Here is a 1,237-nt window from a genome sequence, read left to right as displayed (position 1 = left end):
CCGCCGCGGTTGAAGCCGCCGCCGATGGCGCCGCCGCCGACGCCGCGACCGGCGAAGCCGCCCGCCAGCGCGTTGCCGCCGCCCCCGCCGCCCCGGAAGGCCAGGACGTTCTGGGCCTCGGAGGCTGCCGGGATCAGGGTGAGCGCGCCGGCGACCGCCGACGCGAACAGGAGGGAGTGCTTGAGCATGCCGACCTCATCGAACGTGATGACTATCTGTCCGGTCAACGCTCGATTGCGGGATCCTATGCCTGCTACACTTTGTCCGGCGAACGGCTGAGCTTGTCCGTCGAGCGCCGCACGCGCCGTATCTCTTCAGCGTACCGGGGATCAGTCCACGAACTCGGCCGCTCCGAAGCCCTGCAGGTAGAGCAGCGCCGTGAGGTCGCCGTGGTCGATGCGCGCGCGCGCCGCCTCCGCCACGGCGGGCTTGGCCCGGAAGGCGACGCCGAGGCCGGCCTCGGCGATCATGGCGAGGTCGTTCGCCCCGTCGCCGACCGCGAGCGTCTCGGCCGGGTCGAGGCCGAGCCGGGTGCGCAGGTCGATCAGCGTCGCCCGCTTGGCCTCCTTGCCGACGATGGGCTCCGCGACCGTGCCGGCGAGCCGGTCCCCCGCGAGGACGAGCCGGTTGGCGTGGTTCTCGTCGAAGCCGAGCCTGTCGGCCACGGGGCCGGTGAACAGGGTGAAGCCGCCCGAGACGAGGCAGGTGCGCGCGCCGTGCGCCTTGAGCGTCCGCACCAGCGTGCGCCCGCCCGGCGTGAGCGTGATGCGCTCGGCGATCAGCCCGTCGATCGTGCCGACCGGCAGGTCCTTCAGCAGCGCGACGCGCTCGCGCAGGGCCGGCTCGAAGGCGATCTCGCCGCGCATCGCCCGCTCGGTGATCGCCGCCACGTGGGGCTTCAGCCCGACCATGTCCGCCAGCTCGTCGATGCATTCCTGCTCGATCATGGTGGAATCCATGTCGGCCAGGAACAGGCGCTTGCGGCGGTGCGCGTCCGCGCCGAGCACCGCGACGTCGATCGGCTCGGACCCGAGCGCCGCGCGCAGGCGCTCGGCGAGCGCCGGGGCCGCGGCGGGCGCGCCCGGCACCAGGATCTCGGCCGCGACTTCGCCGTGCAGCACCCGCGGCTGGTGCTCGGTCGCGAGCACGCGCCGCGCCTCGGCCAGCACCGCATCGGTGATGGCGGGCCGCTGCGGGTTTGATATCAGGACCGCGACGAGGGTCATCGGGGAGCGTC

At 73.6% G+C, this 1,237-nt stretch carries 1 protein-coding gene and 1 pseudogene; both read right to left on the bottom strand.

Annotated features, from left to right (window positions below):
* Positions 1-188 (bottom strand): annotated as a pseudogene (locus AX737_RS12685) (hypothetical protein); the annotation flags it as partial.
* Between the two features lie 141 nt (positions 189-329).
* Positions 330-1,226, bottom strand: coding sequence for a phosphoserine phosphatase SerB (gene serB, locus AX737_RS12680; RefSeq protein ID WP_066921828.1), 897 nt, complete (start codon positions 1,224-1,226; stop codon positions 330-332).
* Positions 1,227-1,237 lie beyond the last annotated feature (11 nt).

The organism is Methylobacterium sp. CCH5-D2, from assembly GCF_001556475.1.
GTDB classification, from domain to species: Bacteria; Pseudomonadota; Alphaproteobacteria; order Rhizobiales; family Beijerinckiaceae; genus Methylobacterium; species Methylobacterium hispanicum.
This window is presented reverse-complemented; position numbering and strand designations above follow the sequence as displayed.